Annotated in this window: 25 protein-coding genes; 14 read left to right on the top strand and 11 right to left on the bottom strand. The window is 69.5% G+C overall.

Annotated elements, in window-relative coordinates:
• Positions 1 to 82: 82 nt before the first annotated feature.
• Together ORI60_RS17145 and ORI60_RS17140 are read right to left on the bottom strand one after the other, a co-directional pair.
• Entirely contained in the window at positions 83 to 721 is a 639-nt protein-coding gene (locus tag ORI60_RS17145; protein ID WP_266038358.1) for a peptidylprolyl isomerase, read from the bottom strand.
• 52 nt (positions 722 to 773) lie between these two features.
• A complete protein-coding gene (locus ORI60_RS17140) occupies positions 774 to 1433 on the bottom strand; it encodes a DUF2306 domain-containing protein (RefSeq protein ID WP_266038357.1) in 660 nt (219 codons plus the stop codon).
• A gap of 130 nt (positions 1434 to 1563) precedes the next feature.
• On the opposite strand from ORI60_RS17140, the gene ORI60_RS17135 reads away from it, so the two are divergent.
• From ORI60_RS17135 to ORI60_RS17125, 3 genes are all read left to right on the top strand, one after another.
• Positions 1564 to 1713, top strand: a complete 150-nt coding sequence (locus tag ORI60_RS17135) for a hypothetical protein (protein WP_266038356.1) — start codon at positions 1564 to 1566, stop codon at positions 1711 to 1713.
• Between the two features lie 77 nt (positions 1714 to 1790).
• The gene (locus tag ORI60_RS17130; protein WP_266038354.1) at positions 1791 to 2222 is read left to right on the top strand and encodes a hypothetical protein; all 432 of its coding nucleotides are present in this window, start codon (positions 1791 to 1793) and stop codon (positions 2220 to 2222) included.
• A gap of 78 nt (positions 2223 to 2300) precedes the next feature.
• Positions 2301 to 3158 (top strand): M23 family metallopeptidase, encoded by an 858-nt coding sequence (locus tag ORI60_RS17125; RefSeq protein ID WP_266038352.1) that lies wholly within the window; start codon positions 2301 to 2303, stop codon positions 3156 to 3158.
• Here ORI60_RS17125 and ORI60_RS17120 read toward each other — a convergent pair whose 3' ends face one another.
• Positions 3159 to 5831, bottom strand: a complete 2673-nt coding sequence (locus ORI60_RS17120) for an AfsR/SARP family transcriptional regulator (protein WP_266038350.1) — start codon at positions 5829 to 5831, stop codon at positions 3159 to 3161.
• A gap of 354 nt (positions 5832 to 6185) precedes the next feature.
• Between ORI60_RS17120 and ORI60_RS17115 the strand changes: the two genes are divergently transcribed.
• The 3 genes from ORI60_RS17115 to ORI60_RS17105 are packed head-to-tail and all read left to right on the top strand — an operon-like array spanning position 6186 to position 11899.
• Positions 6186 to 8315: a diguanylate cyclase gene (locus tag ORI60_RS17115; RefSeq protein ID WP_266038349.1), complete on the top strand. Its 2130-nt coding sequence runs from the start codon at positions 6186 to 6188 to the stop codon at positions 8313 to 8315.
• A 27-nt stretch (positions 8316 to 8342) separates the two neighbouring features.
• Positions 8343 to 10316, top strand: coding sequence for an amino acid transporter (locus tag ORI60_RS17110; protein ID WP_266038347.1), 1974 nt, complete (start codon positions 8343 to 8345; stop codon positions 10314 to 10316).
• Positions 10317 to 10363: 47 nt separating this feature from the next.
• Positions 10364 to 11899 carry a tannase/feruloyl esterase family alpha/beta hydrolase gene (locus ORI60_RS17105; RefSeq protein WP_266038345.1) on the top strand — a complete coding sequence of 512 codons (1536 nt, stop codon included), beginning with the start codon at positions 10364 to 10366 and terminating at the stop codon, positions 11897 to 11899.
• On the opposite strand, the gene pip is transcribed toward ORI60_RS17105, so the two are convergent.
• The 3 genes from pip to ORI60_RS17090 form a co-directional block, all read right to left on the bottom strand.
• Positions 11896 to 12843 carry a prolyl aminopeptidase gene (gene pip / locus ORI60_RS17100; RefSeq protein WP_266038343.1) on the bottom strand — a complete coding sequence of 316 codons (948 nt, stop codon included), beginning with the start codon at positions 12841 to 12843 and terminating at the stop codon, positions 11896 to 11898. The two genes, ORI60_RS17105 and pip, sit on opposite strands and share 4 nt — an antisense overlap.
• A gap of 117 nt (positions 12844 to 12960) precedes the next feature.
• On the bottom strand, positions 12961 to 13503 hold the full coding sequence (locus tag ORI60_RS17095; RefSeq protein WP_266038341.1) for a DUF305 domain-containing protein: 543 nt from the start codon (positions 13501 to 13503) through the stop codon (positions 12961 to 12963).
• A gap of 75 nt (positions 13504 to 13578) precedes the next feature.
• The gene (locus ORI60_RS17090; protein ID WP_266038340.1) at positions 13579 to 14052 is read right to left on the bottom strand and encodes a hypothetical protein; all 474 of its coding nucleotides are present in this window, start codon (positions 14050 to 14052) and stop codon (positions 13579 to 13581) included.
• A 280-nt stretch (positions 14053 to 14332) separates the two neighbouring features.
• Here ORI60_RS17090 and ORI60_RS17085 point away from each other — a divergent pair, with 280 nt between their 5' ends.
• Genes ORI60_RS17085 through ORI60_RS17075 form a run of 3 tightly spaced genes read left to right on the top strand, consistent with a single transcriptional unit; the run spans position 14333 to position 16788 of the window.
• Positions 14333 to 15088 carry a lytic polysaccharide monooxygenase gene (locus ORI60_RS17085; protein WP_266038339.1) on the top strand — a complete coding sequence of 252 codons (756 nt, stop codon included), beginning with the start codon at positions 14333 to 14335 and terminating at the stop codon, positions 15086 to 15088.
• A gap of 4 nt (positions 15089 to 15092) precedes the next feature.
• The gene (locus ORI60_RS17080) at positions 15093 to 15689 is read left to right on the top strand and encodes a DUF305 domain-containing protein (protein WP_266038337.1); all 597 of its coding nucleotides are present in this window, start codon (positions 15093 to 15095) and stop codon (positions 15687 to 15689) included.
• Positions 15690 to 15741: 52 nt separating this feature from the next.
• Positions 15742 to 16788 carry an FAD-dependent monooxygenase gene (locus tag ORI60_RS17075; RefSeq protein WP_266038331.1) on the top strand — a complete coding sequence of 349 codons (1047 nt, stop codon included), beginning with the start codon at positions 15742 to 15744 and terminating at the stop codon, positions 16786 to 16788.
• Here ORI60_RS17075 and ORI60_RS17070 read toward each other — a convergent pair.
• Both ORI60_RS17070 and ORI60_RS17065 read right to left on the bottom strand, forming a co-directional pair.
• Positions 16733 to 19330, bottom strand: a complete 2598-nt coding sequence (locus ORI60_RS17070; RefSeq protein WP_266038329.1) for a BTAD domain-containing putative transcriptional regulator — start codon at positions 19328 to 19330, stop codon at positions 16733 to 16735. The two genes, ORI60_RS17075 and ORI60_RS17070, sit on opposite strands and share 56 nt — an antisense overlap.
• Positions 19331 to 19334: 4 nt before the next feature.
• On the bottom strand, positions 19335 to 20096 hold the full coding sequence (locus ORI60_RS17065; RefSeq protein ID WP_266038327.1) for an AraC family transcriptional regulator: 762 nt from the start codon (positions 20094 to 20096) through the stop codon (positions 19335 to 19337).
• Between the two features lie 50 nt (positions 20097 to 20146).
• On the opposite strand from ORI60_RS17065, the gene ORI60_RS17060 reads away from it, so the two are divergent.
• From ORI60_RS17060 to ORI60_RS17050, 3 genes are read left to right on the top strand one after another with little or no spacing between them, the layout of a single operon-like run.
• Positions 20147 to 20545: a DUF2000 domain-containing protein gene (locus ORI60_RS17060; protein ID WP_266038325.1), complete on the top strand. Its 399-nt coding sequence runs from the start codon at positions 20147 to 20149 to the stop codon at positions 20543 to 20545.
• 23 nt (positions 20546 to 20568) lie between these two features.
• Entirely contained in the window at positions 20569 to 21147 is a 579-nt protein-coding gene (locus ORI60_RS17055) for a Pr6Pr family membrane protein (protein ID WP_266038323.1), read from the top strand.
• Between the two features lie 27 nt (positions 21148 to 21174).
• Positions 21175 to 22380 (top strand): MFS transporter, encoded by a 1206-nt coding sequence (locus tag ORI60_RS17050; RefSeq protein WP_266038322.1) that lies wholly within the window; start codon positions 21175 to 21177, stop codon positions 22378 to 22380.
• Here ORI60_RS17050 and ORI60_RS17045 read toward each other — a convergent pair.
• Together ORI60_RS17045 and ORI60_RS17040 are read right to left on the bottom strand one after the other, a co-directional pair.
• Positions 22290 to 23117: an alpha/beta fold hydrolase gene (locus ORI60_RS17045; protein WP_266038321.1), complete on the bottom strand. Its 828-nt coding sequence runs from the start codon at positions 23115 to 23117 to the stop codon at positions 22290 to 22292. The genes ORI60_RS17050 and ORI60_RS17045 overlap by 91 nt on opposite strands.
• Positions 23114 to 23797: an SRPBCC domain-containing protein gene (locus ORI60_RS17040; protein WP_266038319.1), complete on the bottom strand. Its 684-nt coding sequence runs from the start codon at positions 23795 to 23797 to the stop codon at positions 23114 to 23116. The genes ORI60_RS17045 and ORI60_RS17040 overlap by 4 nt, the downstream gene beginning before the upstream one ends.
• A 137-nt stretch (positions 23798 to 23934) precedes the next feature.
• Here ORI60_RS17040 and ORI60_RS17035 point away from each other — a divergent pair, with 137 nt between their 5' ends.
• Entirely contained in the window at positions 23935 to 24519 is a 585-nt protein-coding gene (locus ORI60_RS17035; RefSeq protein WP_266038317.1) for a DUF998 domain-containing protein, read from the top strand.
• Between the two features lie 58 nt (positions 24520 to 24577).
• Here the strand turns inward: ORI60_RS17035 and ORI60_RS17030 are convergent, their stop codons facing one another.
• Positions 24578 to 24802, bottom strand: a complete 225-nt coding sequence (locus tag ORI60_RS17030) for a zinc-ribbon domain-containing protein (RefSeq protein WP_167977218.1) — start codon at positions 24800 to 24802, stop codon at positions 24578 to 24580.
• 85 nt (positions 24803 to 24887) lie between these two features.
• Between ORI60_RS17030 and ORI60_RS17025 the strand changes: the two genes are divergently transcribed.
• Positions 24888 to 25388 (top strand): GNAT family N-acetyltransferase, encoded by a 501-nt coding sequence (locus ORI60_RS17025; protein WP_266038315.1) that lies wholly within the window; start codon positions 24888 to 24890, stop codon positions 25386 to 25388.
• Positions 25389 to 25395 lie beyond the last annotated feature (7 nt).

The raw sequence follows: 25395 nt of genomic DNA, 5'->3' as shown, positions 1-25395 counted from the left end.
CCTCCCCCTCGTGCCCCCCCCCCAGGACAACCCCCTGGGGCCCCATTAACACCCCCCGCCCCACCACTCGGAAAATGAGCAACTAGTGGGCGAGCACGTGCAGAATCCTCACCGGCTTCTTCGGCAGGCCGTCGAGCGTGCCGTCCGGCTGCGGCACGATCCCGGCGTCCACGATGCGGTCCAGCGTGTCCATGCCGTAGATGACGTGACCCATCACGGTGTAGAGCGGCTTGATGTTGGCGAACGAGTGCACGATGAAGAACTCGCTGCCGTTCGTGCCGGGGCCCTGGTTCCCGTACGCGATGGTGCCGCGCGGATAGGTCTCCTCGCCCGTCACCTCGTCGGCGAACCGGTAGCCGGGCCCGCCCTCCTCGGCGCGGTAGATGTCACCGCACTGCAGCACGCCCAGGCGCGCGGTGTCGGTCAGGCGCCAGCACTGCGACATCGTGTAGAACCAGCTCCGCGCCAGGTGGGCGAAGTTCTCCACGCCGCACGGGGCGTTGGCGCGGTCGAGGTTCGCGATCACCACGCCGTAGTTCGTCACGATGGTGACCTTCACGGTGCCGCGAGCCGGCACGACGGACTTGGGCGGCTGGACCGGGCGGGCGGCCGGGTTGTCCGGCGTCGGGATGAACTCGCAGCGTGCCGTGGGGGTGGCCGGGGCGGCGGACGCGACCGGGGCGAGGACGACCATCATCAGGACAGCGAGCAGTAGCCTCATGACTGCCGACCGTAGTCGCCACATAACCCCTTGTCAGCCCGCTCGGGTCGGGTCACACGCCGACGGCCTCGCGCGGCTCGGCCACGGCACGCCGGCGCGGCTTGCGCTCCAACCACCACTGCGAGGCCAGCAGCGGGATCGTCCACCCGGCCCACGTCGTGATCCCGGCGATCGTGTTCGGCAGCTCCGCCTCCGGCACGCGGTCGGCGAACGCGAGGAACGCGACGACGCCCCAGATCCGGTTGGTGATGATCGAGACGGTCAGCACGAAGCTGCGGATCATCCACTTGCGGTGGTCGCGGAACCGGCGCTGCCTCGCCGCGCGCCACGCCAGCCACGTGAAGGCCAGCCACAGCACCGCCAGCAGCACGTTGCTCACCTGGGCGACCGGTCCGAACGGCGTCATCCAGCCGATGACCAGACCGGACAGCCCGGACGGCAGCACACCGGCGAACACGTAGACACGGCCGATGCGACGGTGCCACACGGGAAAACGGCCGCGGAACCACGGCCAGATCTGCACCACGCACGTGATGATGGCGATCGACGCGCAGACGACGTGCACGACGAGCAGGGGGTAGTGCGGTCCCCAGTCCGACTGCACGCGTGCTTGCAGACGATCACCGGTCAGGTACGGCGGCAGCGAGAACGCCACGAACGCCACCACCACGAACACCAACGGGCCCACCCAGGGCTTGCGCAACCACGTCATGGCGCCACTGTGGCGACTCCCGCTGACCGATCGCGCACCGCTCGCTGACGTGGCCTTCTGACACCTCGCTGACATCTGACGGGGTGTAGCTGTCAGGTCGCTGTGAGCGCCCGTCGGCAGTGTCAGCGCCATGAAGCCGACAGCCCAGGTCGCCACGGCCGCGGACACCACGCCCATGTGCACGGACGGCGACCACGTCGGCTTCGTCGCGGCGGGAACGCCCCGCACAGACGAGAACGGCGTGCACCGCACCGCCCGTCTCGCGTCGAGCGCTTGCTGAGGGGGCGCGCCGTGACCGGCTACATCACCGACTGACCGCTCTTCGCACCACCACCGCAGAACCGTTGAGGGAGAAGCATGTTCAGCAAGATCGCCAGCACGCTCGGGGCAGCCGTGATCGTCGGTGGCGCGATGCTCGGGCTCACCTCGCCCGCGCAGGCCGAGTCGGCGCCGGGGTGTGGCCCGGTGACGCCGATCGGTTCCACCGCCTACATCAAGAGCGGCGGCACCACCATCGGCTCGGTCAAGCAGTTCAAGGGCTGCAACAAGAACTGGGCCTACGTCTACGTGTGGGAGGGCTTCCGCTCCTCGCACTCCAACTGGGACGTCTGCGTCTCGGTCGCCACCGGTTCCAGCGCGCCCTACTCGCTCGAAGGCCTGCAGTGCCACGGCAAGAAGGCCGACAACTGGTCCTCGGGCACGAACACGCTGAACGTGTGCACCCACGCCGTCGGCAACATCCGCTGGGGCTCCAGCGAACCGTCGGCTCGCACGAGCATCCGCTGCTGACAGCGGACCACGAACTCAACACTCACGACACGCCGTGCACGAAGGTCCGCCGGACCTTCGGACGACAAGGGGAAAACGATGAACGTCAAGAGAATGATCTCAGGGGTCGCCGGTCTCGCGATCGGTCTGGGTGTGCTGGTGCTCGGTGGCCCGCAGGCCAGCGCCGCCACCAACTTCGAGCTGCCGTTCCCGTGCGGGCAGACGTGGTCGGGGCAGACCAGGACCAACCACAGCCCGCAGCTGGCGATCGACCTGAACCGCAGCGCGGACGAGGGCGACGCGGTCGTGGCTTCCGCCGCGGGCAAGGTCAGCAAGGTCCGCAACGAGGGCAGCACGAGCTACGGCCGCTGGATCGAGATCGACCACGGCAGCGGCTGGACCACGCGCTACGCCCACCTCTCCGCGCAGCGGGTGTCGGTCGGCCAGAGCGTCTCGCAGGGGCAGACCATCGGCAACGTCGGCAACACCGGCGGCTCGACCGGCGCCCACCTGCACTTCGAACAGCTGCTGAACGGCTCACCGCAGAAGATCAAGTTCTCCGGGACGACGATCCTGTACTACGGCACCCAGAACTACAAGTCGAAGAACAAGTGCGACGGCGGCGGTGGCACCACCAACCCGTACACGCCGGAAGAGGCGTGCGGCGACGGCTACAAGGTCATCGACGGCGCTAACGTGACCGGTGCGCGGGTCTCCCTGCTGTACAACGCCTCCAACGGCTACAACTGCGTGGTCACCATCAAGACCACCAAGCTCGGCACGGCGTCCGACGTCGGCGCGTTCCTCGAGGTGCAGGGTGAGGCCCGCACGACCGACCGCGACGAGTACGGCTACTACGCCGGCCCCGTGAAGAAGAAGGCGCCCGGCAAGTGCGTCAAGTGGGGCGGCATGGTCGGCACCTCCAGCTACACCAGCGCTTTCGAGCACTGCGGCTGATCAGCCGATCAGGCTGTCCAAGAGGTTGTCCCTGCGCAGACCGGGTGTGCCGAGCAGTTCGGCCGCCCGGTCAGCGTGCTCTTCCCGCCCGGCCCCGGCGAGCACCAGGCGGGCGACGCCCTCGCCGTACCGGTCGCCGCGGGCCGCGGTGATCTCCAGGCAGCGTCCGGCGTCCGCGGCGGCCTGCTCGGGCCTTCCCGCGGCCAGCAGCACTTCCGCGCGGCACAGCAGTGCCTGCCACTCGTCGTTGTGCTCGCCCGTGACCCGGCACAGCTCGATGCACTCGCCCAGCGCGGCCTCGGCCTCCGTCAGCCTGCCGAGCCGGAACAGCGCCTGTCCCTGCGAGGCCAGGGCGTACGCCGTTCCCGCCTCGTCCTCGTGCTCCCGGGCGAGCTCCAGACTCAGCACGGCGGCGTCGAGCGCTTCTTCGTACCTTCCGGCGACCTGGTGCACCTGGGCCAGTGCGGACAGCGGAACCCTCTGCGCGCCGGCGGGTCCGTGCTCCGACATGAGCTCGATCGCCCGTGCCAGGGTCGGCGCGGCCTGCTCCAGCTCGCCCAGTTCGCGCTGGATCGTGCCGATGCCGGACAGCGCACGCCCCTGCCCGAACGGGTCGCCGGCCCGCGCCTGCAGCACTTCCTCCAGCTGGGCCAGGGCGATCTCGAACGAACCGATCCGGCGGTTCGCGGCCGACCGCACCAGCAGCGCCGTCTGCAACGCGGACGACGTGCCGAGGGTGCGTGCGGCCTGGTCCGCGATCTGACCCAGCTCGACCAGGTCCGCGACCCTGTCCTGCTTGAACAGGTGCGGGTAGAGCATGTGCGCGATGGCCAGCCCGTGCTCGGCCAGCGCGGGCGAGTCCACAGTGGAACGTGCCGCCGCCAGCAGGTTCTCGGCCTCGTCGTTCAGCCACCGCAACGGTTCGCCGATGTCCTGCTCGCTCGCGGAGTACGTGAGCGCGCCGTAAGCGTGTGGCCGCAGCCTCTTCAGAGCCGCGGCGAGCGTGGCGCGGTAGTGCGTGAGCGCACGGGTGAGCGCCTCCTGCTTCTCGTCGTGCACGTGCTCGGCGCCGAACAACCGCAGCAGGTCGTGCACCCGGTACCGCTCCGGCCCGCACGGTTCCACGAGCCTGGCGTCCACCAGCGGGTCCAGCACGCGGTCGACGTCGTCCTGCCCGAGCAGCGCCTGGACCACCGGCCCGGCCACCGTGGGCACGTTGAGGCAGCACAACAGGACGAACGCCCTGGTCGAGTCGGCGTTGAGGCCCTCGAAGCCCAGCTGGAAGCTCGACCGCACACCGAGGTCGTCGAAGTGCAGCTCGTCCAGCCGATGGCGCTGGTCCGCGAGCCGTCTCGCCAGCGTCCCGGTCGTCCAGTCCGGGCGCGACCGCAGCCGCGCGGCCGCGATCGTGAGCGCCAGCGGCAGGTGGTCGCAGGCCCGGGCGACCTGCCTGGCCGCCTCGCTGTCGTCCCCCAGCAACCGCAGCGCGTCGGCCTCGGGCAACGGGTCGAGCCGGACGTGCCGGGCGCTCAGCGTCGCCAGCATCCGGCGGCTGGTGACCAGCACGGTGGAACCCGGTTCGCCGGGCAGCAGCGGGCCGACCTGCGCCGCGTCCACCGCGTTGTCGAGCAGCACCAGCACCTTCCGCCTGGCGAGCGTCGACCGGTAGAGCGCGGCCGCCTCGGAGACGTCCGCGGGAACGGCCAGCGGTGGAGTGCCGAGAGCACGCAGGAACCGCCTGATCACCTCGGCGGGGGAGAGCGGCGACCGGCCCGGCGTGGCACCGTGCAGGTCGGCGTACAACTGTCCGTCCGGGAAACGTTCGGCCATCGCGTGCGCGGCGGCGGTGGCGAGCGCGCTCTTGCCCTGCCCACCCGGTCCGTGCACGGCGACCACCGTCTCGGCCGAGCCCGTGATCAGCGCGATCTCCGCGCCGCGGCCCACGAACGGGTCGGGTTTCGCCGGCAGTTCGCGCGGCACCGCGGGGAGGTCGCCCCGCAGGATCGCGGCGTGCAGGTCCCGCAGCTCCTGGCCGGGATCGAGCCCGAGCTCCTCGGCGAGCAGGCGGCGGCCCTCGTCGTACGTCCTGAGCGCGTCCGCCTGCCGCCCGCCGCGGTGCAGGGCGACCATCAACGCGCCCCGCAGCCGTTCCCTGGTCGGGTGCTGCGTGACGTACCCGGTCAGCTCGCCGATGATCTCGTGGTGCCGGCCTTCCCTGATCGCCTTGTCGGCCCGGCGCTCGACGGCCGCGAGCCGTTCCTCCTCCAGCTGGTTCGCGAGCTGGGTGTTCGTGGTCAGCTCGGCGAGCGCCGGCCCGCGCCAGTACCCCAGCGCCTCGTCCGGGTCCCGCGCTTCCCGGAAGAGCCGCAGGTCGAGGGACAGTTCGGGGATGTCGAGCCGGTAGCCCTGGCGCGACCACTCCAGCGACACGCCGGGAAGGTCCTTCAACGCCCTCCTGAGCTGCGAGACGTGCACCTGCACGGCCTTGCGCGCGCTGGCGGGCGGATCACCGTCCCAGAGGGTCGACATGAGGTGGTCGACGCTGACGGTCTGACCGGCGTGCAGGAGCAGCACCACCAGGACCTGTTGCGGCTGGCCTGCGGGAACGCGGACGTCCCGCCCCTCGTGCGTGACGAGCAGCGGCCCAAGCACTCCGAACCGAACGCCGTCCACCGGCTCACGATAGTCCGTTGATCGTCGCGCTCACCTCCTCCTGCGAGCAACGGTCAACGACGAAGGTCTTGTGAACGGGCTTACCGGACGGCGGGTCGGAAATATCGGTGGCACAAGGTGCACGAATCACCGTCGAGCAGCGAAAAGTCGTGCGAAAATCGTCGGGTACCACCCACAGGCACGGATCGGCGACAGACGAGATCAACGCAGTCGCAGTGGTGGAAAACAGAAGAGGGATTTGCGGTAGCGTCCGTATTGGTGGGTCACCTCATTGGAGTAACGACGGTGCCGCGATCATCCCGAGTCGGGCATCATCACCTGGCTCGACCGATGTCGTAGAACGAGGGGTCTCGTGTGACCATCTTCCGTACCGGCCACACCGGGGCGTGGTGGATGTACCTGGTGGCGGGTCACCTGCTGCTGGGCGTCTACTACCTGATTCCGGTGAGTCCCGCGGGGACAACGGGGCAAACGGTACGGGTGGTGCTCTACTGCACGATCAGCGCTTCGGCCGCGGTCGCGACATTCGCGGGTGTCAAGCGCAACCGTCCCCAATGGAGGCGGCCATGGGTGTTCCTCGCGCTCAGCCAGGTCGTTTACGCGATCGCCGACCTGACGTTCTACGCATCGCACTACATCTTCGAGTACACGGTTTACCCCTCGTACGCGGACATCTTCTACCTCGGTCATTACCCGTTGATGGTCGCGGGCGTGATCCTGCTGATCCGCCGCCGCACCCCGGGCCTCGACCTGCCGAGCCTGCTCGACGCCGCGGTGCTCGCGGTCGTCGCGGGCATGGCGTCCTGGCTCTACATGATCGGCCCGCAGGCCCGCCTCACCTCGCCGGTCCTGGTGAAGATCGCGTCGCTCGGCTACCCGATGATGGACCTGGCGCTGTTCGTGGTGGCGTTGCGGCTGATCTTCGGGGCAGGTCCCCGGCCGCGCGCGTTCGTCCTGCTGACGTGCAACCTGCTGGGCATCCTGACCGCGGACACGCTCTACGTGCTGCAGCGCCTCGACGGCAGCTACCACGCGGGCAACTTCCTCGACGCCATCTGGTTGTCGGCGAACCTGTGCATGGGAGCGGCGGCGCTGCACCCGACGATGGCGCGGCTCGTGGACCGCGGGCACGTCAAGGACGTCGGGCTGAGCCGCGGCCGGATCATCGCGCTGTGCTCGGCCGCCCTCGCCGCCCCGGTCCTGATGCTGGTGCACGACGTGGGCCAGTCGTCGCAGGACGTCCTGGTGATCGCCGCCGGAAGCGCCCTGCTGTCGTTGCTGATCATCGCCCGGCTGGCGGGGCTGGTCGCGGACCAGCGCAAGCTCGCGATCACCGACAGCCTCACCGGGCTGCACACCCGCAGGTTCTTCGAGGCCCAGCTGCCGCTGGAGATCTCCCGCGCCCGCCGGAGCGACGGGTCGGTCGCGGTGTTCATCATCGACGTCGACCGCTTCAAGTCGATCAACGACAACTACGGCCATCCCGCCGGTGACGACGTGCTGATGGAGGTCGCGGCACGGCTGCGCGCGGCGTCCAGGGCCGGTGAGGTGCTCGCCCGCTACGGCGGCGAGGAGTTCGCGCTGCTCGTGCCGGACGCCGGCCCCGGCCGGCTGTCCGTGATCGCGAACCGGCTGCGCGAACGCGTGGCGGAGAAGCCGATCCCGGTCAACGCGGGCAACGACGACATCCCGTTGTTCGTCACGGTGTCGGTCGGCTCGGCGAGCTTCCCGACGCACGGCGACGGTCCCGACGACATCGTGGTCATCGCCGACCGGGCGCTGTACGCGGCGAAAGCGGCCGGGCGCAACAGGATCGCGGTCGGTCCGGAGCCGCTGCCCGCGGTCGACCCGGACACCGACGGCGCGATGGCGGAGTTCCTCTGCCAGGTCGCGGACCGGGTGGACGGCTGGCTGCACCGCTACGACCACAGCCGGTCGGTGTCGCGCTGGGCCGGTGTGGCCGCGGGGGAGTTCGGGCTCGACGCGCCCACGATCAGGGTCACCCAGCTCGCCGGGCGCCTGCACGACATCGGCAAGGTCATCATCCCCGAGGTGGTGCTCACCAAGCCCGGCGCGTTGTCGGAGGAGGAGTGGCGGCTGCTGCGCCAGCACCCCGACTTCGGCTACCGGCTCGCCCGGATGGTGCCGGGGTTCGCGGGTGTGGCGCACGTCATCAGGCAGCAGCACGAGCGCTACGACGGCGACGGGTATCCGGACGGGCTGCGCGGCGCCGACATCCGCGCGGAAGCCAGGATCCTGTCCGTGTGCGTGGCGTGGGCCGCGATGAGGTCGAATCGTCCACATCAGACCGCCCTGGACGAGAACCGCGCGCGGCGGGAGCTCTGGTCCGGTCGCGGCCAGCAGTTCGATCCGGACGTTGTGGACCTTTTTCTCGATCTGCACGCACAGGGCAGCATCGGAATGTTGCGTCCGTCCGGATTGTCCATTCAGGAGGCTGGTTTCCCGGCGGAGTTCCGGCCGTGATCAGCTGACGGTGGCATGCTCTGCGCCATGAGCACGGAGTTCGCCATCCCCGCCGAGGTTCCGAGTCCGGAACGGCCGGCCCCTCCCGGCGGACCGCTGGGCAGGTGGTTGCTCGCGGACCGCGTGGCACCTTCGGGTCCCGAGAGCCACGAGTCGCACGCCAGGCCGCACCCGTGGTGGAAGGTCATGACGCTCACCGGCGTCGACTACTTCTCCACCCTGTCGTACCTGCCCGGCATCGCCGCGCTGGCCGCCGGTGCGCTGTCCCCGCTGGCGACGTTGCTCATCGTGGCGCTGACGCTGTTCGGCATGCTGCCGATGTACCGGCGGGTGGCGCGGGAGAGCCCCCACGGCCAGGGCTCCGTGGCGATGCTGGAGGACCTGCTGCCGTTCTGGCGCGGCAAGATCTTCGTGCTCGTGCTGCTGGGGTTCGTGGCGACGTCGTGGATCATCACCATCACGCTGTCCGCCGCCGACGCCTCGGTGCACGCGCTGGAGAACCCGTACGTGCCGGAGTCGCTGCACGGCACCGAGCTCCTGCTGACGATCGTGTTGCTGCTGATCCTCGGCGGTGTGTTCCTGATGGGCTTCAGCGAGGCCGTGGGCGTCGCGATTCCGCTGGTGGCGGTGTTCCTCGCGCTGAACGCCGTCGTGGCCGTGGTGGGGCTCGTGGAGGTCTTCGCGACGCCGGACGCGCTCGACCGCTGGGTGTCGGCGCTGGGTGCGCACGGCGACGGGTTCTTCGGCGTCGTCGGCCCGGCGATCTTGGCGTTCCCGCTGCTGGTGCTCGGTCTGTCCGGGTTCGAGACGGGTGTGAGCATGATGCCGCTGGTCGCGGCGTCCGGTGACACGCCGGAGAAGCGCCTGGACAGCCGCGTGCGCAACACCCGCAAGCTGCTCACGACCGCCGCGCTGATCATGTCGGTGTACCTGCTCGCGACGTCGTTCATCACCACCGTGCTGGTCCCGCAGGACAAGTTCGCGCCCGGTGGGCCCGCGAACGGCCGTGCGCTGGCCTATCTCGCGCACGAGCTGCTCGGCGAGGTGTTCGGCACGGTCTACGACATCAGCAGCATCCTGATCCTGTGGTTCGCGGGCGCCTCGGCGATGGCCGGTCTCATCAACATCGTGCCGCGCTACCTGCCCTCGTACGGCATGGCGCCGGAGTGGGGCCGCGCCGTTCGTCCCGTCGTGATCGTCTACACGGTCATCTGCGTCATCATCACGATCATCTTCAACGCCGACGTGAACGCGCAGGCAGGCGCCTACGCCACCGGCATCCTGGCGATGATGGTGTCCGGATCGTTCGCGGTGACGGTGTCCGCGTGGCGCAAGAGGCAGCGCGGCGCGAGCATCGGGTTCACCGTGCTGACGCTGGTGCTGCTGTACGCGCTGGTGGAGAACGTCATCGAGAAGCCGGACGGCATCACGATCTCGTTCGGTTTCATCGTCGGCATCGTGGTGATCTCCCTGGTGTCGCGCATCTCGCGCACGACCGAGCTGCGCGTCGACAGGATCAAGTTCGACGAGCAGGCCCGCCGGTTCATCACCGACACGATCGAGAACGACGGCCTGATCACGTTGATCGCGAACCGCCGCCAGGACGGTGACAAGGCCGAGTACGACGAGAAGGAGACCGAGCAGCGCGGCATGAACCCGGTGCCGGGGTCCGCGGACGTGATCTTCCTGGAGATCGACATCGTCGACCCGTCGGCGTTCAGCAACGTCCTGTGCGTGTCCGGCGTCGAGGTGGACGGCCACCGCGTCCTGCGCGCCTCCGCTCCGGCCGCGCCGAACGCCATCGCGGCGATCCTGCTGGCGTTGCGCGACTCGACCGGCGTGATCCCGCACGCGCACTTCGAGTGGTCGGAGGGAAACCCGCTGGCACACCTCTTCCGGTACCTGATCCTCGGCCGCGGTGACACGCCTCCGGTCGTACGGGAAATCATCCGCTCGGCTGAGTCGGATCCGACTCGACGCCCACGCGTGCACGTCGGTTAGCTGGAAGACTCCCCCTGTACGTCCGGCTACAGGGGGAAGGACGCCGCATGTTCCGAAAGTTGTTGGTACCACTCGTTGTTCTGGGGACGGTGGCGGCGGGGGTCGCTCCGGCCGCCGCCACCACCCCAGCGCGTTCCTGCGCGGATCTGGTGCGCTCGTTCGACGTGCCCGACGCCCGCACCAGCGTCACATCGGCCGCGGTTGTCAGCGGCACCACGGAGTTCTGCGACGTGCGCGGCACGATCGAACCGAACATCCGCTTCCAGCTGAAGCTGCCGCTGCGCGGCTACCAGGGCCGCTACCTCCAGTACGGCTGTGGCGGATTCTGCGGCGCCATAGGCGATCCGGCCTTCCCGTCCGGCTGTGGACCGGCCTTCGGTGACGCCGCGGTGGCCGCGACCGACGACGGCCACCAGGCGCCGCCGGAGAACCCGTTCGACACGACGTGGGCCGTCGCGGACCAGAAGGCCCGCGACGACTACTTCTTCCGCGCGCCGCACGCGTTGTCGAAGGTGTCGAAGCACATCATCTCGGTCTTCTACGGCAAGGCGCCGTCGAAGTCCTACTTCAGCGGCTGCTCCAACGGCGGCCGTGAGGGCCTGCTGCTGGCCCAGCGCTACCCGCGCGACTTCGACGGCGTCATCGCGGCCGCGCCGGGCGCCTACTACACCGCGCTGATCGGCTACCAGGCGTGGATCGCGCGCAACACCATCCCGAACGACAAGATCGTCCTGCTGCACACCGCGGTGATGGCGGCCTGCGACGGCCTGGACGGCCTGGCCGACGGCCAGATCGACGACCCGCGCCTGTGCCGGTTCGACCCGGGCACTCTGGCCGGGCAGCTGACCGACGACGAGATCGCGCGTGTGCGCCGCCTCTACGCCGGGCCGTCCGACGGCGGCGTGCGGCTCTACCCCGGCGGCCAGCCCTACGGTTCCGAGCTCTCGTGGACGTTCTGGCTCAACCCGACTCCCGGTCTTGGTCGCGGCATCGCTCCCGAGCTCGCGGACAACGGCCTGAAGCACCTCGTCTACCCGATCGGCAAGCCGCACTCGTCCCTGGAGTCCTTCGAGTTCACCGTCCGCGAGTTCCGGCGCCTGGTGCCCGAAACCGTGAAGGCGAACTCGCTCTCGCTGGACCTGCGCGCGTTCCAGCGAGCCGGCGGCAAGCTGATCATCTGGCACGGCGCGGGAGACCAGGGCATCCCGTTCGAAGGCACGCTCGACTACTGGCAACGCCTCACCGGCGGCAAGAACCCCTCGTGGGCAAGGCTCTTCGTCGTGCCGTCGATGTGGCACTGCGCCGGCGGCGACACCCTGACCGACTTCGACCCGTTCCGGGCACTCGTGTCGTGGGTCGAAGGAGGTCAGCCACCGTCCCGGATCCTGGCCGTGGGCCGGGACTCGGACGGCAACGTCGTGCGCACCCGCCCGGTGTTCCCGTACCCGTTGCGGGCCCGGTACGACGGCTCGGGCTCGGTGGACGACGCGGCGAACTTCGTCGCCGCGCCCGGCTTCGGCTTCCAGGACCGGATCCGGTGGGCCGGCGAGGACCTCTACCGGTCCGGGCCCGTCGCGCCCTAGCGGAACTTGTGGATGGCGGCGGTGATGGCCTTGTCCATGCTGTTGCCCTCCATGATGACGTGCCCGGCGTCGTTCAGGATGACCAGTTCGGCGTCGGGCCACCGCTTGGCCACCTCCCACGCGGTGTACAACGGCCCGCCGAAGTCGTTGCGGCCGTGGATGAGCACGCCGGGGATGCCCTCGAGCCTGCCGAGGTTGTCGAAGATGTGGTCCGGTTCCAGGAACGCCTCGTTGCCCCAGTAGTGGGTCACGGTCCGCGCGAGCCGGTAGCGCGTCACGGGGTCGGCGTACCTCGTGCCCTCGAAGTCGTTGTCGCCACCCGTGATCGTGGCCAGGTCCCACTTGCTCCAGTCCCAGGCGGCCTTGTCCCTGACCACCGGGTCCGGCGAGTTGAGGAGCCTGTTGTACGCCAGCGCCAGGTTGCCGTCGCGGTCCTCCTCCGGGACGCCGTCGAGGAAGGCTTCGAAGTGGTCCGGGAAGAACATGCCGAGGCCGCGGGTGATCCACGCGTGCTCCTCGGGGCGGGAGGTGGTGACCGCCGGGATGATGATCTCGCTGACCCTGCCGGGGTGCTGGACGGCGTAGGCGAGGACGAGGGTCGAACCCCACGAACCGCCTGCCAGCAGCCACTTGTCGATGCCGAGGTGGTCGCGGAGCTTCTCGGCGTCGTCGATCAGGTGCTGCGTTGTGTTGTGTTCCATGCTGGTCGCCGGGTCCGCGACCGACGGCGTGCTCCGGCCGCAGCCGCGCTGGTCCCAGAGGACCAGGTTCCAGTGGTCCGGGTCGAAGTCCTCGCGCCACCTCGGGTGCGAACCCGATCCTGGGCCGCCGTGGAACACGCACGCCGGTTTGCCGTCGGGGTTGCCGCTGGCCTCCCAGTGGATCAGCTGGCCGTCTCCTACGTCGAGCATGCCTTGGGCGTAGGGCTCCACCTGTGGGTACATGCCGAGGAGGGTATTGAGGACCAGGTCCGGGGCCGACCGGATTTCGGGCCTATGCCGACACGTCCACTGCCGCAGCGGCCGTGGACGTGTGACGGGCGTACCGGTCCTGGTGCGGTGTCAGGACTTCTGCTTGGCGCTGATCTGGTCCAGCACCTCGGTCTGCGACACGATGATCTTGCCTGCCAGCGCCTTGGAACCGATGTGCTCACCCTTGGCCTGGGCGTCCTTCGCCATGTCCACGCCACTGCGGAGGTGGCGGGAGAGGGTGGCGAGGAAGAGGTCGTCGTACTGCTTGCCGGTGGCGGACTTCAGCGCCTCGACGTCCTTGGCGGTCATCATGCCCGCCATCTTGTGCGTGGCGTTGGCGTCGTCGCCGGGCACCTGGATGTTCCAGCTGCGCAGGTAGGTGGCCATCTGCTCGATCTCGCCCGCCTCGGCCGTGGCGATCTTGTCAGCCACGTTGACGACGAACTCGTCCTTGGACTTCTGCATGGCGACCTTGGCGATCTCGATCGTCTGGCGGTGGTGGGGGATCATTCGCAACGAGAACGTCGCATCCGCCTCGTTGGCCGCCGGTTCGCCCGAGCCGCTACCGCCGACAGACGAACAGCCCGTCAGCGCAAGCAGCCCCAGCACGATGATGAGCAGACGCGCTCGCATGAAGCCTCCCGTCCAGTGTTCCCTGCCGAGGGATACGGGTGGCCGAAGTGTCCGGTTCAGCGAAAGTTCCGCAACCTAAGTGGTTCGGTGGAGTTCGAGTGCCGCGAGGACGCCCTGCACGACGTCGGGGTGGCCGAGCGGCAGCGGTACCGGCGTCGTGTTGGTGTGGGGGATGACCTGGGCGAACGGGACGTCCACCGGGACCTCGGGGTCCACCAGCAACACCGAGCGCACGAGGTCGCGGTGCGCTGACACGAGGTCGATGACGTCGGCCGCGAGCGGTCCGCTGGTGAGGACGTCGAGCACGCTCCGCGCGTCGTCGCGGTGCCTGGTCAGCACGGTGTCCACTGTGGACTTCCAGGTCGGCGCCGCGGGAGCCCGCAGCCAGACGATCCGCAGGTGTTCGGTCAGCGGCCGCCAGGTCGCGGGGATCTCGTCGTGGACGGCCTCTCCCGCTGGATCGATCACGAGGACAGTGGGGGCACCTGCGGGTCCGTCGGTGACAACGCCGGGACCGGCAGCCCTGCTGGGCTCGTCGAATTCGCGCATGGCAACGGGATACCCAGTGTGCGGAGTTCGTACCAATGGGCCAGCTGGTCCGCATGGGGTGACCCGAATGGCGGAGTAAACGTTGTCATTCGACGTGAACTCGTTGGCGGGCACCAGTTTTCGGTTCGTGTCCGGTGATCGCTTGACCGTTTTCAGAAACCCGGTTTATGGTCTAGACCACAGACCGAAACTGGATCGGCGAGCGATCTAGAACGCTCCCGGTTCCCGCCCCCTGCCTACGGGTCACCCCGTCTGGGAACGATCCAAGGAGTTCGGACGAATGAAACTCATGCGCAAAGCGGCGCTCGTCATGGCCGTTGTCCCTGCCATCGTCTTCATCACGCCGGTCGGTTCGGCGAACGCGCACGGCTACGTGTCGTCGCCGGCCAGCCGTTCGGCGCAGTGTGCCAGGGGAGACGTCTCCGTCGACCTGTGCGGCCAGGCGAAGTACGAGCCGCAGAGTGCCGAGGGCCCCAAGGGCCTGAAGAACTGCAGCGGTGCGAACGGCGCCTTCGCCCCCCTCGACAACGACGGCCTGCCCTGGAAGGTCACCAACACCGGTCAGACCCTGTCGCTGACCTGGACCTTCACCGCCCGGCACGCCACGCGCGACTACGAGTACTTCATCGGTGGCACGCGCGTCGGCTACGTCGCCGGCAACAACCAGCAGCCGAACAACCCGACCACGCACACGATCAACCTCGCCGGGTTCTCCGGTCGCCAGAAGCTGTACGCGATCTGGAACATCAGCGACACGGTCAACGCGTTCTACTCGTGCATCGACCTCAACATCGGTGGTGGGGGCACGACCCCGCCGCCCACCAGCACGACCACCACTCCTCCTCCCACCACCACGACCTCGTCCACGACGACCACGCAGCAGCCGCCCGCCGGTGGCACGTGGGCGCCGAACACCTCCTACGCGGCCGGTTCGACCGTCACCTACGGCGGCTCGACCTACCGCTGCCGTCAGGCGCACACGTCGCTGAACGGCTGGGAACCGCCGAACGTGGCGGCCCTGTGGGAGAAGGTCTGACCTGATGAAGCGCCTGGTGATCGCGGTCGCGGTCCTGGCGCTGGCGGGGTGCGGCGGAGAGGCGGTCGTCCCGGAGGGCCAAGGAGCCCACGGGCACGGCGCGAGCTCCGCCGCACCACCCGTTCCTGCCGCCAGTGCGAGGTTCAACGACGCGGACGTGATGTTCGTGCAGATGATGGTGGACCACCTGCAGCTCGGCATCAGCCTCTCGCAGGTGGGCCTGGCGAAGGCCACCACGCAGGAGGCGAAGGACCTCGCGGGCGCGATCGACGTGACCCAGCGCGAGGAGCTCACGATGCTCAAGTCGTGGCTGAAGCTCTGGGGCAAGCCGGAGGGTGACGGCGCGAACCTGCACGCCGCCCACGGTGGCCAGCCGTTGCTCGACGACAAGGTCATCAACGAGACCAAGGAGAAGAGCGGAGCCGAGTTCGACCAGCTCTTCCTCAACCTGATGACCGGGCACCAGGGCGCCGGCGTGGAGATGGCGCTCACGGAGAAGAAGGAAGGCATGAACCCCGAGACGACGGCCTATGCGGAACGGGTGGTCAACACCCGGCAGGGCCAGATCTCGCAGATGCTGAAGATCATCGGCGGAGCGTAGGGGTCAGCGTTCCGCCAGCGTTCGGTCAGCGGCCCGGCGTTGCATCCCGAGCATGGACGTACTGATCTCGGGAGCGGGAATCGCCGGGCCCGCTCTCGCGCACTGGCTGAGACGTTTCGGCTTCACCCCGGTGGTCGTGGAGCGGGCGCCGTCGCTGCGCGACGGTGGCCAGGCCGTGGACTTCCGCGGCGAGGTGCACCTGTCCGTGCTCCGGCGGATGGGTGTGCTCGACGCGGTGCTGGCCGCGCGGACCACGCCGCGGGACATGGTGTTCCGCGGCGTCGACGGCCGCGAACGGGCACGACTGCCCGCCTCGTTCACCGCCGGGGACGTGGAAATCCTCCGCGGCGACCTGTCGCGCCTGCTGTACGAGCTGACCGCTTCCGACGTCGAGTACGTGTTCGGCGACTGGATCACGGCACTGCACGACGACGGCGCTGGCGTGGACGTCACGTTCGCGCACGGGACGCCACGGCGCTTCGACTTCGTGATCGGCGCGGACGGCATGCGGTCCGGGGTGCGGCGACTGGTCTTCCCCGAGTACCGGCCGAAGTTCCAGGGCTACTACTTCGCGATCTGGGACGCGGAGGGCGACGACCGGGACCTGACGTGCTCGCCGGGCGTGCTGACCTCGCCGGGATGGCTGCTGTACAAGTCGCCGATCCCTCCCGAGCTGATGCCGGACGAGGTGGTGTCCCAGGGCGTCTACCTCGACTCGATCAGCCAGGTGCGGATGCCCTCGGTGAGTTCGGGGCGGGTCACGCTGATCGGCGACGCCGGGTACGGCTCCACGCTGGGCGGCATGGGAACCGGGCTCGCGGTCGTCTCCGCCTACGTCCTGGCGGGGGAGATGGCGGCGGGAGGGGACGCCTTCGCCCGGTACGAGGCGCTGATCGGGCCGTACGCCCGCGGCAGCCAGGGCAACCCCGGGCCGTTCCTCGCGCCCGGCAGCAGGCTCGGGATGTGGGTGCGGGACCGGATGTTCGGGCTGCTGCCGAAGATGCCGGTGGTGGCGCGGATGGATCTGCGCGCCGCCACCGCGATCACGCTCCCCGAGTACGCCACAGCTCACCGAGCGCCTCGTCCACCTGCTGCTTGACGGCGGTGTGCATCCACCCGAACCCGAGCTCCTGCTGGGCCGCCAGCAGGAGCTCCTCGGCCCGCGCCGGATCTCCCCGCCGCTGGGCGATCTTGGCCAGTCCGGCGTTCGCGAGCGCCCGGGTGGCCGTCAGTCCCGCCCGCGCCGCCATCTCCAGCGCCTGGAGGTAGTCGCGCTCGGCCTGGTCCTCGTCGATGTCGAGCAACCGGTCCGCGCGTCGGCCCCGCAGTTCGGCCAGCTCCTCCACGGCGCCCAGCTCGGTGACGGCGCGCAGCGCCTGGTCGGTCAGCGCGAGGGCTTCGGCCGGGTCCTCGGTCAGGGTGGCCAGCACGTCCAGGACCTGCGCCGATCCCCAGCGTTCGCCCAGGTCCTGGAACCGCCGCAGGGCTTCGCGGGACTGCTGGATCGCGAGGCCCCGGTCACCGCTGGCGGCCCAGGTGGTGTAGGCGTTGCTGAAGCCCATCAGGCCCTGGATCCACGGGTCCTCGCTCTTCTCGACCTCGTCCTGCAACGCGGTGCGCGGTGCGGACGGGTCGGGCGGGCCGCTGAGCATCGCCCAGGCGATGAGCACGAACGGTTGCCTGATCGGGCCGCGCAACGCCAGGAGCTTCTCCTGCACGCGTTCGGGTTCGGCCAGTGCCAGCAGGACGGTGTACTCCTCTGTGGACTGTTCCGGCAGCAGCGCCAGCAGTTTCCGCGCCGCGCCCTGGACCTCCGTGCGGCTGCCCTTCAGGTACCAGTACCAGGCGAGGTCGCTGACGAGCCGCAGCGCCCGGCCCGGGTCGGCCGAGGTGGTCCAGTCGAGCGCCTGCACCAGGTTCGCGTGTTCGGCGCTCAGCCGCGCGAACCACCGCACCTGATCGCTCCGGCGCAGCTCGGGATCCGCGCGGTGCGCCAGTTCCTGGAAGTACGAGGCGTGCGCGGCGTCGACGCGCTTGTGCTGCGAGCAGAACTCGCGGATGGTCTCCAGCATCCGGTAGCGGCCGTCGGCGGCTTCCACCAAGGACTTGTCCACCAACGCGTCCAGCGTCTCGAGGTCGTGCCGGCAGACCTCCTCGACGGCCTCCAGGCTCGCCCCGCCGCTGAACGTCGCGAGGCACGCGGCCAGGTCGCGTTCGTCCTCCGACAGCAGGTCCCAGCTCCACTCCACGACGGCCCTCAGCGTCTGGTGGCGCGGTGCGGCGGCACGGTTTCCCTTGGTGAGCAGGCGAAATCGGTCGTTCAGACGGGCGGCGATCTCCTCGGTCGTCAGCGTGCGGGTGCGCGCAGCGGCCAGTTCGATCGCCAGTGGCAGGCCGTCCAGCTCACGGCAGATGTCGACCGCGTGCCGGTCGCGCACGAACGCGGGGTTGACCAGCCGGGCGCGGTCGGCGAACAGCGCCACGCTCTGCTCGGGGTCCAGCGGCGGCACCGGGCACAGCGTCTCGCCGGTGATGCCGAGCGCCTCCCGGCTCGTCGCGAGGATGCGCACCGACGGGCACGTGCTGAGCAGGTGCTGGGCCAGCCGGGCGGCCTCGGCGATCAGGTGCTCGCAGTTGTCCAGCACCAGCAGCGTGTCGCGTTCGCGCAGCGCCAGCGTCAGCCGGTCCTCCGGCTCCAGCACGGACTCCTTGAGCCCCAGCGCCTGCAGGGTCGCCGCCGCGACGTCCTTGGCCGGTGCCAGGTCCACGAAGATCGCGCCGGGACCGGCGGCCTGCAGCGCGAGCCTCGTCTTGCCGGCGCCGCCGGGGCCGGTGAGGGTGATGAGCCGGGCGGACAGCGAGGCGATCCGCGCGAGTTCCTCCTCCCTGCCGACGAAACTGGTCAGCTGGGCGGGAAGCTCGCGATGCGTCTGGCCGCGCAGGACCTGCAGGTGCACGGCGCGCAGTTCGGGCGACGGGTCGGTGCCCAGTTCGTCGGCCAGCAGAGCGCGTGCGTCTTCGAACGCCTGCAGCGCCTCGGCCTGGCGGCCCTGCTGGTTCAGCGCCTGCATCAGGTATCCGCGCAGGCGTTCGTCCAGCGGGTTCTGCCGCACCAGGTCCTGGATCTCGGCCACGTCGGCCTTGCCGAGCCGGATCCGTGCCGCCACCAGCGAGCCCGCGGCGGCGGAACGGTGCTCTTCCAGGCGGGTCGCGTGGTCCGCCAGGGCGACATCGGCGAGCGCCGGGCCGCGCCAGAGCTGGAGTGCCTCGGACAGAAGGGATTCCGCACCCCGCGGATCACCCTGCTCCAGCGCCTGCCGGCCGTCCGCCGCCAGCGAGACGAACCGGTGCGCGTCGACCTGCGAGGCGGGCAGAGCCAGCCGGTAGCCGGCCGGGTGGAACTCGACCAGCGCCGCGTTCCCAAGTGCCCGGCGCAGGCGCGAGACCTGGCCCTGCAGTGCGTTCGCGGCGTCCGCCGGCGGCTGCGAGCCGTAGAGCTCGTCCACCAGGCGGTCGAGCGGGACGATCTCCCCGGCCCGGATCGCGAGGAGCGCCAGCAGGGTGCGCGGGCGCGGGCCACCCAGCGCGATCTTGCCGTCGGGGGAGTGCGCTTCAACTGGGCCGAGGATGCCGATGTGCACGGTGTCAGCGTACGAAGCGCCCGGGACTCGTACCCAGGACACGGCGGAAGTGGCGCGTCAGGTGCGACTGGTCGTGGAACCCTGCCAGCACTGCCGCCTCCGCCGCCGACCGTCCCTCGACCAGGTGGCCGCGCGCGAGATCCACCCGGCGGCCGGTCAGGTACTTGTGCGGCGGCAACCCGAACCGGCGGCTGAACGCCCGCACGAGGTGGGTCGGGCTGGTCTGCAGCTCCCGCGCGGCCGCGTTCAGGGTCGTCCCGTCCGGCAGGGAGGCGTCCAGCAGCTGCCGCAACCGGTCGGCGAGAGTCGGGTCCGCGTGCACGGCGGGTGCGGTGCCGGCGAAGTGGTGCGTGAGGCGTTCGGTGATCAGCGCCAGCCTGCTCGCCGCCTCGAACGGCTTGTCGAGCGCCAGGTGCAACTGGTGAACCCGGTGCCGCAGCAGCGGATCGGGCAGCATCGGCGTGTCGACGGCCTTGCCGATCAGGTCGGGCGGCAGCACCGAGCCGTCCAGGTACAGCACGCGCTTGTGGAACCCGGTCGGATGCGCGGAGCGGCCGTCGTGCGGCACGTGCGGCGGCAACAGCGTGACGCCGTCGACGAGCGCGCCGTGCTCGTGGCGGTCCAGTTCGTACCGCACGGCACCGGTGTCGAGCACCATCAACGTCCACGCGTCGTGCGTGTGCGCCGGGTAGACGTGCGTGGTGAAGGAGGCGTGGAAGACCTCCTTGATGCCTTCCACGCCCGGCTTCCAGGCCGTGACGCTCATGTCAGAAACGTACAAGACGGCACACGAGGACGTCCGCGATCGTGGAGTCCATGTTCGACACCAAGATCGCTGTGTTGCTGCGGGACGACCTGGCCGGATGGCAGGCGCTGAACGTCACCGCCTTCCTCGTCAGCGGACTGCCCGAGACGCTGCGCGGTGAGCCCTACGTCGACGCCGACGACGTGCGCTACCTGTCGATGTTCGGCCAGCCCGTCGTGGTCCTGCAGGGTGACCAGGACCTGCTCAAGAAGGCCCACGAACGCGCCCTCAACCGCAAGCAGCCCATGAGCATCTTCACCGCGGACCTGTTCGCCACCGGCAACGACGAGGACAACCGGGCAGCCGTCCGCAAGGTGCACACGCAGGACCTCGACCTGGTCGGCATCGCGGTCCACGGTCAGAAGAACGCCGTCGACAAGATCTTCAAGGGCGCCCGGATGCACCCCTGACGAAACCGGGTTCTAATGCGTGAGTGATCAAGCTGCTCCGGATGGCCGTGTTCCTGCTGGTGCTTTCGGCGGAGATCTACCTGGTCGTGGTGCTGGGCGACGACTTCCGCCCGTTCCACCACTTCAGCTACTTCACCGTGCTCTCGAACGTCTTCGCGGCGGTGGTGGCGTTGCTGGGCGTGTTCAGCCCGGTGTCGGCGCAGATCAGGGGCGCGGCCGTGCTCTACATGGGCACGACGGGCATCGTGTACTGGCTGCTGCTGCGAGGCATCGACGTGCAGACGCCCGCCTACGCGAACTGGGTGCTGCACACCATCGTGCCGATCCTCGTGGTCGTGGAGTGGCTGCTCGCGCCGGAGAAGACCAGGCGGTGGTGGGTCTGGCTCGCGTTCCCGCTCGCGTACCTGGTGTACACGCTGGTCAGGGGCCCGATCGTGGCCTGGTACCCCTACCCGTTCATGGATCCGCGGCAGAACGGCTACGGCGCGGTGCTGCTGAACTGCCTGGTCGTCGCGGTGGTCTTCGGCGTGCTGGCGTTCGCGGTGTCCTGGGCGGGCAACAAATTGGCCCAGAAAAGCAGTCTGTCCTTGTCCCGCGACTAGGGCCAATGGTCGCCCTACGGTCGAGACATGACCAGGCGACTCGCGTACGCGCAGCTGACGAACTCGATCGGGGACGGCGGTTTCCTCGTCGTCTCCGCTCTCTACTTCACGCAGGTCGTGGGCCTGAGCGCGGCGCGGGTCGGCTTGGCGCTGACGCTCGCGTGGGGCGTCGGAGCCGTCGCCGGTGTCGCACTCGGGCACCTCGCCGACCGCCTGGGCCCGCGCACCACCGCGGTCGTGCTCGCCCTCGCCACCGCCGCGAGCATCGGGATCCTGCTCCTCACCCGCAACTTCGCGGCGTTCGTGCTGGTCATGTGCCTGTACGCGAGCTTCCAGAGCGGCCTGCAGGCGTCCAGGCAGGCCCTGCTCGCCGGCCTCACCACGCCGGAGGAACGCACACGGGCACGGGCCCGCATCCAGTCCACGGCCAACGCGGGCATCGCGATCGGCGCGGCGGCAGGCGGGTTCGCGCTGCACCTCGGCACCGAGATCGCCTACACCGCCGTGTTCGTGCTCGACGTGGTCGCGTTCCTCATCGCCGCGGCCGTGCTGAGCACGTTGCCGGAGACCGTGATGACCAGGGCGAAGGGCAAGTTCGACGTCCTGAAGGACCGCCCGTACGCGCTGATCACGCTGATCAACGCCGTGATGCTGCTCTACATGCCGCTGCTGAGCCTGATCATCCCGTTGTGGATCGTGCAGCGCACCGAGGCGCCGACGTGGCTCGCGGCCGCGTTGCTGGTGCTCAACACCGCGGCCGTCGTGCTCTTCCAGGTCCGGATCGCGCGGCGTGCCACCGGGCTGAGCCAGGCGTCGCGGCTCGTGAAGCACGCGGGCCTGATCATGCTGGCGTCCTGCGTGGTCTTCGCGGCCACGGCGTTCAGCGTCGGTGCCTGGCCCGTGGCGGCGCTGCTGATCGCGGCCGCAGCTCTGCAGGTGCTCGGCGAGATGATGCTGGCCTCCGGGGCGTGGGAGATCAGCTTCTCCCTCGCGCCCGCCGACCGGCAGGGCCAGTACCAGGGCTTCTTCGCGACCGGAACGGCCGTCGCGCGCATGGTCGGCCCCGCTCTGCTCACCACCGTCGTGCTCGGCTGGGGAGCACTCGGGTGGCTTGCGGTCGGCGGGCTCTTCGTCGTGGCCGGTTACGCGATGGGCCCCGCGGTGCGCTGGGCCCGCGAGAAGAACTCCACCAGCTCCGGCGCCATGACCGACGACTTGTACATGTGCGTCTGACCGGGCAGCGTCCGGTGCTCCGCGTCCGGCCCGAGCACTTCCGCGACGTTCTTCATGGCGTTGCGGAGGTACTCGGGGCTCTTGCCGCCGTCCATCGCGAGCGTCGGCACCTTGACGTTCCAGCGGTCGGTGGGGAGCTTCGAGCCGCGGCCGTCGTCTCCCAGGATCATGAGGTCCCACGGCAGCGTGTGCGCGACCGGCTTGAGCTTCTTCCACATCGGTGTCAGCTTCATGACCGCGAGGCCGAAGGCGGGCACGCCGACCATCTTCATGAACGTCGAGAGCATGCCCGACCGGTCGTCGCGGGCCAGCATGTCGTTCATCTGCCGCACGATGTCCGCCGGTCGCGGCTTGTAGGTGTCGTCCACGACGAACGGCGCCTCGTAGATCGCGAGCCGCGAGATGCCCGGCAGCCGCGAGGCGGCTTCGAGCGCCAGCACCGCGCCGGAGGACACGCCGAAGACGAACGCGCTGCCGCCGGCCTCCTTGATCACGGCGTCGATGTCCTCGACCTCGCGCTCCAGCGCCCACGGCGTCGCGCCGTCGCCGGTCTCGCCGCGCCCGCGCCGGTCGTAGGTGTGGACGGTGAAGTTCTTGTCCAGCACCGAGGCGAGCTCGGTCGTCGGGCCGAACATGCGGTGGCACATCGCGCCGTCCACGATGATCAGCGCAGGCCCGGAACCGGTGATCGAGTAGGCGACCTCGGTGCCGTCGGCGGAAGTGGTGAAGCGCGTCATTTCTGCTCTCCCAGGGTGGTGTCGAGGAAGTCCTGCCAGTCCTGTTCGGACTCGTCGCCCTCGAAGACGTGGTGTGCGGCGATGACCGGGCCGGAGAAGCCGCGCATGAACCGGTACATGCCGCGTTCGGTGCGCAGGCCGATCGTGTGGGCGTTGCGGTGGAACTCGACGGCGTCCGGGAGCTTCTCGGCCAGTGCCGCGTCGAGCTTCTTCCAGGCCTCGTCCCAGTCGCTGATCATCGGTCCGAAGACCGTGAGCGGGCGGGCGGTGCGGCCGGGGAACCAGGTGAGGTACTCCTGGAGCGTGCGCCGGAACAGCGCACCGCCGAGCGTCATCGCCTCGAACTCGTCGGCCCAGTCGTCGCCGGGCAGGAAGCCGCTCGTGACCATGCGGAGCACGGTGCTGCCGTGCTCACGGCCCTCGACGAGGAACTCGTAGGCGATGAACCGGCCGTCGGGAGCCTTGCCGCTGTCGTACGCGAAGTGGCGGCCCGGCTCCGACGCGGTGATCCCGCTCGTCGGCTCGTAGCCGCCGAAGGTCATCTTGACCTGGCCGTTCGCGACCTCGTTGCGGCCCATGAACCACGAGTCGATGCCCGGCCCCGTCGCGATGGCCGTCCAGACGTCCTCGACGGACGCGGGCACCTCGATCTCGTCGGTGCTCTTGAACTCGTGGCCCATCGGTTCTCCCTGTCCTGGTGCGTGGATGGTCCCATCCTGCTGCCGACGAATCTATTCGTCAAGGCAGTCCGACTGGTCTTGACAAAAAATATTGTCGGTGGTTCCGTTCTCGCCACACCGAACTGCTGGAGGAACCCATGTCCCGCATCGCCTGCGGCGTCGTCGCCGGTCCGCTCTACCTCGTCGTCGGGTACGCCCAGGCGTTCACCCGCGAGGGCTTCGACCTCTCGCGGCACCCGTTCAGCATGCTCAGCCTCGGGTCGCTCGGCTGGGTCCAGATCGCGAACTTCGTCGTCAGCGGAGCGCTGTTCCTGGTCGCGGCGACGGGCATGGCCCGGCACACGACGTGGGGAGCGCGGCTGATCGGCCTGATGGGCGCCGGGATGATCCTCGGCGGGGTCTTCGTGGCCGATCCCGCCATGGGCTTTCCCGCCGGAGCGCCTGACGGCCCGCCCGCCGCGCTGTCCTGGCACGGCGCTCTGCACGCCGTCGCGTTCGGGCTCGCGATGATCGGCTGGATCGGGGCGTGCTTCGTGTTCGCGCGTAGGCTCGGGGGATGGCTGGCGGTGATGAGCGGCCTGACGGGCGTGCTCCTGATGGTGCCGATGGCGTTCCTGGGCAACCCCGGCGGCACGGTGCTGCTGTACGTGGTCGCGACGATCGGCTGGGTGTGGACCTCGGTCGTGTCCCTGAAGCTGAGCCGGCCTGCCTTCTCGAGCTGATCTGCCCGGAGTGCGGGCGCGTCACCACCGACGAGAACGCGCCCGGATGCCCTGCCTGTCAGACGAGCTGATGCGCGTGCATCTTGCTGATGTCGTAGGAGACGCCGCAGAAGGTGCACTGCAGCCCGTACCTGCTGCTGATGGTGAACAGCGGGATGAAGAAGATGGTCGGCTTCGTGTAGCGCCGGAACAGGTTGTGCGCCGCCTGGTGGTGGCAGTGCCCGCACACCAGCGTCAGCATCCGCAACTGCTCGATCGTCGTCCGCCAGCCGAAAATGACCATCTGCTCTCCTCCTACCGGATGTCCTTCTGACGTTCGAGCACCCCTCCGAGTTGCAGTGGACCCGCGGAATTCAGAAGGTGGACAGGTGGACACCCTGCTGCGGCCCTGGCACCCCGACGACGCCCCGATCATCCTGGCCGCCTCGGGCGAGGAGGCGATGGACCGCCAGTTCACCTCCCAGATCGACTCCCTGCCCGCGGCCGAGGAGTGGATCGCGCTGCTCACGTCCCGCCGCATCGACGACACCGCCTATTCGTTCGCCGTGCTGCACGAGGGCGTTCCCGTGGGCAACGTCGCCGTGTCGAGCGTCGAACGCCGTCACCTGACCGGGTGGGTCTCCTACTGGATGCGGGAGGAGGCGCGGGGCAAGGGGCTCGCGACGAGGGCGTGCCGCGAGGTCAGCGAGTTCGCCTTCTCCGAGCTCGGCCTGTTCCGCCTGGAGCTCGCGCACCGGCTCGACAACCCCGCCTCCTGCCGCGTCGCGACGAACGCCGGCTTCGCGGTGGAGGGGGTCGAGCGGGCCAGGTTGCTCTACGACGGCGTCCGCTTCGACACGGAGACCCACGCGCGGCTTGCCACCGACTGAGGTTCAC

Source organism: Lentzea sp. NEAU-D7 (assembly GCF_026242055.1).
Lineage (GTDB): Bacteria > Actinomycetota > Actinomycetes > Mycobacteriales > Pseudonocardiaceae > Lentzea.
Note: the sequence above shows the minus strand (reverse complement) of the source record. Positions and strands in the feature narration are given on the sequence as shown.